This is a genomic window from Hymenobacter coccineus, assembly GCF_001816125.1.
In the GTDB taxonomy this organism is placed as follows: domain Bacteria; phylum Bacteroidota; class Bacteroidia; order Cytophagales; family Hymenobacteraceae; genus Hymenobacter; species Hymenobacter coccineus.
Genome location: NZ_MDZA01000101.1, coordinates 1 through 8,371, shown reverse-complemented (window position 1 = coordinate 8,371; position 8,371 = coordinate 1). Strand labels below are relative to the sequence as shown.

At 66.2% G+C, this 8,371-nt stretch carries 7 protein-coding genes and 1 pseudogene; all 8 read left to right on the top strand.

Annotated elements, in window-relative coordinates:
• Window positions 1–143: 143 nt before the first annotated feature.
• The 8 genes and pseudogenes from BEN49_RS07545 (at window position 144) to BEN49_RS07520 (ending at window position 8,150) form a co-directional block, all read left to right on the top strand.
• Window positions 144–2,000, top strand: coding sequence for a glycoside hydrolase family 2 protein (locus tag BEN49_RS07545; RefSeq protein WP_083325883.1), 1,857 nt, complete (start codon window positions 144–146; stop codon window positions 1,998–2,000).
• Window positions 2,000–3,007, top strand: coding sequence for a family 43 glycosylhydrolase (locus BEN49_RS07540; RefSeq protein WP_070742438.1), 1,008 nt, complete (start codon window positions 2,000–2,002; stop codon window positions 3,005–3,007). The genes BEN49_RS07545 and BEN49_RS07540 overlap by 1 nt, the downstream gene beginning before the upstream one ends.
• Window positions 3,008–3,042: 35 nt before the next feature.
• A complete protein-coding gene (locus tag BEN49_RS28830; protein ID WP_094123126.1) occupies window positions 3,043–4,056 on the top strand; it encodes a sugar-binding domain-containing protein in 1,014 nt (337 codons plus the stop codon).
• Window positions 3,972–5,075, top strand: a pseudogene (locus tag BEN49_RS30890) (glycoside hydrolase family 2 TIM barrel-domain containing protein); the annotation flags it as partial. The gene BEN49_RS28830 and the pseudogene BEN49_RS30890, both read left to right, overlap by 85 nt.
• 64 nt (window positions 5,076–5,139) lie before the next feature.
• On the top strand, window positions 5,140–6,192 hold the full coding sequence (locus BEN49_RS26290) for a beta-galactosidase small subunit (protein ID WP_094123125.1): 1,053 nt from the start codon (window positions 5,140–5,142) through the stop codon (window positions 6,190–6,192).
• A 59-nt stretch (window positions 6,193–6,251) separates the two neighbouring features.
• Window positions 6,252–6,887 carry a hypothetical protein gene (locus tag BEN49_RS07530; protein WP_125916611.1) on the top strand — a complete coding sequence of 212 codons (636 nt, stop codon included), beginning with the start codon at window positions 6,252–6,254 and terminating at the stop codon, window positions 6,885–6,887.
• Window positions 6,888–6,963: 76 nt separating this feature from the next.
• The gene (locus BEN49_RS27710) at window positions 6,964–7,143 is read left to right on the top strand and encodes a hypothetical protein (RefSeq protein ID WP_070742436.1); all 180 of its coding nucleotides are present in this window, start codon (window positions 6,964–6,966) and stop codon (window positions 7,141–7,143) included.
• Complete coding sequence (locus tag BEN49_RS07520; protein ID WP_070742435.1) at window positions 7,137–8,150, top strand: BT3233 family polysaccharide utilization protein; 1,014 nt, start codon at window positions 7,137–7,139, stop codon at window positions 8,148–8,150. Before BEN49_RS27710 ends, BEN49_RS07520 begins: the two co-directional genes overlap by 7 nt.
• Window positions 8,151–8,371: the final 221 nt, after the last annotated feature.

The following is an 8,371-nucleotide window of genomic DNA, read 5'->3' as shown; positions in this document are numbered from 1 at the left end:
GGCACCGCAGGGGTCTTGCCCTGGGGCCCCAAGGCAGCATATATAAGACCCCTGCGGTGCCAGCACAGCTTGGTGGTACATCCAGCGCCACAATAACTAGCCCGCCCGGGGCCCCGGGCACCCACCCTTCTTCCTCCTTTCCCATGACGAAATTCTTTGCGCCGGCTTTGCTACTGGCTTGCCTGGGCACCGGGGCCGACCGGGCCGTTGCCCAGGCACCGGCCGCGCCGGCTGCGCCCGCTCCTGCCGCCTACCCGCTGCTCACCAACGTGCCCAACCGCCCGGGCCAGAGCCTCGACGGCACTTGGCGCTGCATCATCGACCCGATGGAGAACGGGTATTATTCGTACCGTTACGTGCCCGCGCCCAACGGCTATTTTAAGAACCAGAAGCCCAAGGACAAGAGCGACTTGGTGGAGTACGACTTCGACACGGCCGAGCAATTACAGGTGCCCGGCGACTGGAACACGCAGCAGGAAAAGCTGTTTTTCTACGAGGGCACCGTCTGGTACAAGAAGAGTTTCACCTTTCACCAAACGGCGGGCAAGCGCCAGTTTCTGTACTTCGGGGCGGCTAACTACGACGCCAAGGTGTACCTCAACGGCGAGAAGCTGGGCGAGCACACCGGCGGCTTCACGCCGTTCAACTTCGAGGTGGGGCCCCAGCTGAAGGAGGGCGAAAACTTCGTGATTGTGAAGGTGGACAACACCCGCCACCGCACCGACATCCCGACCAACAACAGCGACTGGTGGAACTTTGGGGGCCTCACCCGCTCGGTGCAGCTCGTCGAAACGCCCACCACCTTCGTGCGCGAAGCCGTAGTGCAGCTCAAAAAAGGCAGCGCCGACGAGCTGGAGGGCTGGGTGCAGCTCGACGGCGCCGCCCGCACCCAACCCGTGACGGTGGCCCTGCCCGAGGCCCGCTGGCAGCTCACGGTGACGCCCAACGCCGATGGCTACGCCAAGGTGGCGGGCCGCGTGAAGCGCCTCGACCGCTGGGCCCCCGAGCACCCGCGCCGCTACCTGGTGCGCGTGAGCAGCGGCGCCGACGTGTACCAGGATTCCATCGGCTTCCGCACCATCGAAACCCGCGGCCAGGACATCCTGCTCAACGGCAAATCCATCTTCCTGCGCGGCATTTCCATCCACGAAGTGTCGCCCCAAACCGGGGGCCGCGTGACCACGCCCGAGGAGTGCCGCACGCTGCTGCGCTGGGCCAAAGAGCTGAACTGCAACTTCGTGCGCCTGGCCCACTACCCGCACAACGAGGCCATGATCCGCGAAGCCGAGAAAATGGGCATCCTCGTGTGGTCCGAGATTCCGGTGTACTGGACCATTGAATGGGAGAACCCGGCCGTGCTGGCCAACGCCCAGCAGCAGCTGACGGACATGATTACCCGCGACCGCAACCGCGCCGCCATTGTGCTGTGGTCGGTGGCCAACGAGACGCCGCTGGGGGCCCCGCGCCTGCAGTTCCTCACCGCGCTGGTGCGCACCGCACGCGCCCTCGACGCCACCCGCCTCATCACCGGGGCCCTGGAAATCCACACCTCGGAGGCCGGCGCCCGCACCATCGACGACCCGCTGGGCAAGGAGTTCGACGTGATTGGGGTGAACAACTACTGCGGCTGGTACAGCGGCACCCCGGAATCGTGCGGCGACTTGCAGTGGAAAACCACCTACAACAAGCCCATGATTATGAGCGAGTACGGCGCCGGGGCCCTGCAAGGCCGCCACGGCCCCGCCGACGAGCGCTGGACCGAGGAGTACCAGGATGCGGTGTTTAAAAGCAACATTGCCATGCTGGAGAAAATCCCGTTTCTGCGCGGCGCCTCGCCCTGGATTCTGATGGATTTCCACTCGGCCCGCCGCCCCTTACCCGGCGTGCAGGACTACTACAACCGCAAGGGCCTGATATCGGAGCGCGGCGTTAAGAAGCAGGCCTTCTACACCTTGCAAGACTACTACCGCCGCAAAAAACAACAACCCGCCGCCAAATAATGCACTTCCTAACCCCCGCCCTGCCCCTGCTACTGGGGGCCCTGGCGCTGCCCGCCGCCGCCCAAACCGTTCCTGCTGCTTCGGCCGCGGGGGCCCCCGCCGACACGCTGCACGCCCCGCCACCCGCCCTGCCCGGCCCCAACGCCGACCCGCACTTAGCCGCGTTCGGCCGCACGTTTTACCTTTACCCCACCACCGATGGCCTGGAGGGCTGGGGCGCTAAGTCGTTCACGGCGTGGTCGTCGCTAGACCTGGTGACGTGGAAAAAGGAGGCCGTGATCCTGGACCTGCCGCGCGACCTGACCTGGGCCAACCGCAACGCCTGGGCCCCGGCCATGGCCACCAAAAACGGCAAGTATTACTTCTACTACTCGGCAGCCCAAAGCGTGGGCGTGGCGGTGGCCGCCACCCCCCTGGGGCCGTTCAAGGACCCCATCGGCAAGCCGCTGGTGGCCAAGGATGCCTACCACGGCCAGGCCATCGACCCCATGGTGCTGGTGGACGACGACGGCAGCGCCTACCTCTACTGGGGCCAGGGCCAGTGCCACGTGGTGAAGCTGAACGCTGATATGACCAGCTACGACCCCGCCGCCGTGGTCGAGTTCAAGCCCACGGGCTACAACGAGGGGCCGTTCGTGTTTAAGCGGCGGGGCAAATACTACCTCATGTGGAGCGAGTACGACACCCGCGACCCGCGCTACTCCGTGGCCTACGCCACTTCCGCTTCGCCGCTGGGGCCCTGGGTGAAGGCCACCGGGCCGCCCGTGCTGCACGGCCGCGGCGTGGTGCAGGGCGCCGGCCACCACTCGGTGGCCCAGGTGCCGGGCACCGACCAGTGGTTCATCGCCTACCACCGCTTCATCATCCCGGGCGGCAACGGCTACAACCGCGAAACCTGCCTCTCGCCCATGCGCTTCGACGCGCAGGGCAATATCTTGCCGGTCAATGTTTTTGAAACGGTCAAGCCCACCCCCATCAAGTCCAAAGCGGCCCGGGCGCCGCGCTAACCCTTCTTTCTCTTCCGCTCTTTTCTACCCCCGTCATGGTTAATTCCCATCGCCTTTGCGGCCTGCTGCTGCTGGCCCTGGCCCGCCCCGCTGGGGCCCAACCCACGCCCCAGGAATGGGAAAACCCGCTGGTGCTCGATCAAAACAAGGCCCCGGGGCGCGCCAGCTTCATGCTGTACGACACGCCCGCCGCGGCCGCGGCCAACGACTACGCCCGCTCGCCCTACTACCAGTCGCTCAACGGCCCCTGGAAGTTCAACTACGTGGGCCGGCCCGCCGACAAGCCCGGCGAGGCCTTCGCCCAGGCCGGCTTCGACGACAAGGCCTGGCGCTCGATTCCGGTGCCCTCGAACTGGGAAATGCAGGGTTTCGGGGTACCCATTTACACCAACGTTGCCTACCCGTTTCCCAAAAACCCGCCGTTTATCGACGGGAAAGACAACCCGGTGGGCAGCTACCGGCGCAGCTTCGCGGTGCCGGCCGGCTGGGCCGGGCGCGAGGTGCTGCTGCACTTTGGGTCCATCACGGGCTACGCGGTGGTGTGGGTGAATGGCCAGCGCGTGGGCATGACCAAGGCGGCCAAGTCGCCGGCCGAGTTTGACGTGACGCCGTACCTGAAAGCCGGCGACAACCAGCTGGCCGTGCAGGTAACGCGCTGGCACGACGGCAGCTACCTCGAAGACCAGGACTTCTGGCGCCTCAGCGGCATCGAGCGCGACGTGTACCTGTGGGCCCCGCCCAAGCGCACCATCGGCGACTTTTTCCTGAAAACCGACCTTTCGGCCGACTACCGCCAGGGGCAATTTGGGGCCACCGTGGCGCTGGCCAGCTACGCCGGGGCCCCGGCCGCGGCCGGCCGCCTCACGGTGGAAGTGCAGGACGCCGCCGGCCGCACCGTGTGGCGCCAGCAGCAGCCGGTGGCCGCTGGGGCCCCAGCGCCACGTTCAGCGGCACCGTCAAAAACGTGCGGCCCTGGAGCGCCGAGCAGCCCAACCTGTACCAGTGCCTGCTCACGCTGGCCGACGCCCAGGGCCACCCGCTGGCCGTGACAGGCGCCAAAATCGGCTTCCGCAAAATAGAGCTTAAAAACGCCCAGCTGCTGGTGAACGGCCGCGCCGTGGAGGTGCACGGCGTGAACCGCCACGAGCACGACGAAATCACGGGCCACGTCATCAGCGAGGCGTCCATGCGGCACGACATCGAGCTGATGAAGCAGTTCAACATCAACGCCGTGCGCACCTGCCACTACCCCAACGCCGAGCTCTGGTACCGCCTCTGCGACGAGTACGGGCTGTACGTGGTGGACGAGGCCAACATCGAAACCCACGGCATGGGGGCCGAATTGCAGGGCACCTTCGACAAAACCAAGCACCCCGCCTACCTGCCGCAGTGGGCCCCCGCGCACCGCGACCGGATTGCCCGGCTGCTGGAGCGCGACAAGAACCACCCCAGCGTCATCCTCTGGAGCATGGGCAACGAGTGTGGCAACGGCCCCGTGTTCCACGACGCCTACAAGTGGCTGAAGGAGCGCGACCCCAGCCGCCTGGTCACCTTCGAGCAGGCCGGCGAGGACTGGGACACCGACATCGTGGCGCCCATGTACCCCGGCATGGACCACATGAAAGGCTACGCCGCGGCCACCGACAAAAAGCGGCCGTTCATCATGTGCGAGTACGCCCACGCCATGGGCAACAGCACGGGTAACTTCCAGGAATACTGGGACATCATCCGCGGCAGCGCCCACATGCAGGGCGGCTTCATCTGGGATTGGGTGGACCAGGGCCTCAAGCAAACCGACGCCGCCGGCCGCACCTGGTGGGCCTACGGCGGCGACCTGGGCGGCTACAACCGCCAGAACGACGAGAACTTCTGCGCCAACGGCCTGGTGGCCGCCGACCGCACGCCGCACCCCGGCCTGTGGGAAGTGAAAAAGGTGTACCAGGACGTGCGCTTCAGCGCCGCGCAGCCCGCCACGGGCCGCCTCACGGTGCACAACGGCTTCTCCTTCAACACGCTCGCCAACTACGCCTTCCGCTGGGAGCTGCTCAAAAACGGGGCCCCGGTGAAGGCCGGCACCTTCGCCGCGTCGCCGGCCGCCGGCCAAAGCAAGGAGGTTCGCTGCCGCTGGGCCCCTGGCCACCGGCCCCGGCACCGAATACGCGCTGAACGTGTTTGCCACCACCAAAGCGGCCACCGCGGCGGTGCCGGCCGGCCACGAGGCTGCCCGCGAGCAGTTCGTGCTGACACCGGGGCCCGCCTACTTTGCCCCGCCCGCGGCGGCGGCCGGTGGGGCCCTGCAAGTCAAGCGCACCGGCGACCAGTTGGCCTTCGCGGCGGGCGACGTGCGCGGCGAGTTCGACACCAAAGCCGGCCGCCTGGTGCGCTACGAACGCAAGGGCCAGCGCGTCATCAACCAGTTCCCCGAGCCCTACTTCTGGCGCGCGCCCACCGACAACGACTTCGGCAACGGTATGCCCGAGCGCCTCGGGGCCTGGCGCACGGCCCACACCCGCCGCCCCGTGCAGCGCGTGGCCGTGGGCGAGCAAACCGCCGCGGGCCTGCCCATCACGGTGGAGTACCTGCTGGCCGACCTCGGCGTGCCCTACACCGTGCAGTACCTGGTGGCCCCCGACGGCGCCGTGCAGGTAACGGCCGCCATCGACATGACGGGCAAGCAGTTGCCCGAGTTGCCGCGCTTCGGCATGCGCCTGGAGCTGCCCGGCCGCTTCGGCCAGTTGGCCTACTACGGCCGGGGCCCCTGGGAGAACTACTCCGACCGCTACACGGCGTCGTTCCTCGGCACCTACCGCGACTCGGTGCGCCGCCAGCTCACGGCCAACTACATCCGCCCCCAGGAAAGCGGCTACCGCACCGACGTGCGCTGGCTCACCCTCAGCGACGCCGCCGGCCAGGGCCTGCGCATCGAGGGAGCCCAGCCGCTGTGCTTTAGCGCCTTGCCCACCCGCACCGAGTTCCTCGACCCCGGCCTCACCAAGAAGCAGCAGCACACCAACGACGTGCGCAGCTTCGACTACGTGTGCCTGCAAATCGACCTGAAGCAGCGCGGCGTGGGCGGCGACAACAGCTGGGGGGCCCTCCCCCACGACCAGTACCGCCTGCTCGACAAGCAGTACAGCTACACCTACACGCTGCGCCTGCTCGACGGGCCCGCCGCCGCACAGTAGCCAAGTGACGAGAGCGGGCGCCGCGTACCGTGCACTAAAAATTGCTCTAAATCCTACCTATGCGTTACGCCCGCTTTCGTCACTTCTTCCCTTTGGTCATCTGCTGTTGTGCCGGGCAAATGAGTTGGGCGCAGCGCGCGGCAGTTGCTCCTCTGGTCCCCGTTCGTCCAGCTTTGCCGTTGGACGTCCCGGCCAGCGTAGCCACTCAGCGTAAGCAGACTACCGCGTTGGTGCCAACGGGCGCTGTTGCATCTGCCAGACCGGTCATTCCAGCGCCGGTATACATCCTCAACTCGCGGTTTATTATTGGTGATTTGGGCACTGTAAATCCGACGGACATCGCGGATATAGTTGTTTACAGAAGTCCAAGTGTCCCGGCGCTGTGGCGTAGCTTGGCTGCCAATGGCATCATCAGTATTACCCTTAGAAACAAGTTTAAGCTTCAAACCCAAACGCCGCTCAGCATCACACGGGGGCTAAAGTTGGCCAGTCAAGTCAAATACAAGGTGAACGGACTATTGCTGGAAGACACCTCGTTGCGCATCGTCACCAGCGACATTGCAGGGCTCGACGTGACGCGCGCCACACCGGAATCCACCGACACCTTCGTGAACATTCGCCTCATACAATCGGAGCCCAACCCGTCCCGTAACCCGCCCAATACCATTCAGATACGTGGCACTGCGGCCCGCTAAACCTGGGCTGCTCCCACCCCGGCCCCGCTTTAGCCGTCCAACGCGCAGGCCCACAACGGCCGCGCTCATTCTTGCCATGACATACTGCCTGCTCAGCCTGTTCACCTTTCTCGCCGGGGCCCCGGCGGCGCCCGCGCCGCTCACCTTCACGGTGCGCAACCCACTGGCCGTGGCCCGGCCCGCCGAAACCGTGAGCCTGCCGCTGGCCCGCGCGGCGGCGCTGGTGCAGCGCGTGGGGCCCCCAACCTGGTGGTGAAGGACGCCCAAACCGGCGCCGTGCTCGTGAGCCAGCTGCTCGACGCCAACGGCGACGGTAAGCCCGACGAGCTGCTTTTTCAAACCGCTATGCCGGCGCGCAGCACCCGGAAATTCATCCTGGCTGGGGCCCCGGCGGGGGCCCCGCGGCCGGCCAGCGCGCACACCACGTTTGCCCGGTTCGTGCCCGAGCGCACCGACGATTTTGCCTGGGAAAACGAGCGGGTGGCCTTCCGCACCTACGGCCCGGTGGCCGAACAGCTGTTTGACAAGAAAGACGCCGCTGGCACCCTCACCAGCGGCATGGACTGCTGGCTAAAGCGCGTGGATTACCCGATCATTAACAAATGGTACGCCCAGCACGTGCTGACGCCGTTTTCGTACCACAAAGACGTGGGCGAGGGCTACGACCCCTACCACGTGGGCATCAGCCGCGGCGTGGGCGGCACCGGCGTCTGGGACCGCGACTCGCTCTACGTATCGCGGAATTTTACCAGTTACAAAGTCCTGGCCACGGGGCCCATCCGCACCGTGTTCGAGCTGACCTACGCGCCCTGGGACGCCAACGGCCGCCGCGTGACCGAGCGCAAAGTCATCAGCCTCGACCTGGGCAGCAACCTCACCCGCTACGAAGTCCACCTGGCCAGCGCTGGGGCCCCGCTGCCCAACTGCACCATCGGCCTCACCCTGCACGACCAAAAAGGCAGCGTGCGCGCCGACGAAAAAGCCGGCTACTTCCGCTACTGGGAGGCTGTAGATGATTCATTCCTAGGCACCGGCGTAGTCCTTGCCCCCCAGCGCCTGCTCAAGTACGAAGACCACCGCACCCCGCACAAAGACCAAACCCAGCTCTACATTGCCGCCAAAGTGCCGCCCAGGGCCCCCGTAGTTTTCTACGCTGGCTTCGGCTGGGTAAAGAGCGGCCAGTTCCGCGACGCAGCCGCCTGGGACGCCTACCTGCAAGGCTTCGCTCAGCGCCTGGCCGCGCCCTTGGAAGTGCAATTCTGAGTGTAGCGTGGACTTTGTGAGTCCGCGCGTTAAACGGTAGCCCAACGAACTCGGCGCGCTGTAGCGCGGACTTTGTAGTCCGCGGCTCTCGCTTCGTCCTGTCGATAGTCGGGCAGCGACCGTTCAGAGCCGCGGACTACAGAGTCCGCGCTACAGCGCGCCGAGCCCGTTCAGCGACCGTTCAGCGACCGTTCAGCGACCGTTCAGCGACCGTTCAGCGA